Consider the following 309-nt stretch of genomic DNA (forward strand, 5'->3'; position numbering starts at 1 on the left):
CACGTTGCCCGTATTGGTCACAGTAATTGTATAGGTGATGATTTCGCCGGCGGTGCTTACCGTAGATTTATCGGCGGTCTTGCTGACCTCGATGCCGGGTTGTTTGTCGCTCGGTACTTCCACTTCGTCTTCATCTTCCGGATCGCCGGGATTCTCGCCGGTGGCGCTGGCCACGTTCAGCACGCCACCCTTGTCGATGTCGGCTTGTGTAACCGTGTACTCCAGTTCGAAGCTGCGGGTCGCTGTCGGCGCAAGCTCGTCGATGCTTGCATTCCACTCGGGGAACAATACGTCGGTGACCGTGTAGTT

The 309-nt window shown here is 57.0% G+C and carries 1 protein-coding gene; it reads right to left on the reverse strand.

Annotation, left to right across the window (positions count from 1 at the left end):
- The coding region (locus U9S71_RS20835) for a DUF7507 domain-containing protein (protein WP_326329791.1) at window positions 1-309 on the reverse strand (309 nt) is incomplete at both ends.

It is taken from the genome of Parapedobacter flavus, assembly GCF_035818675.1.
In the GTDB taxonomy this organism is placed as follows: Bacteria; Bacteroidota; Bacteroidia; order Sphingobacteriales; family Sphingobacteriaceae; genus Parapedobacter; species Parapedobacter flavus.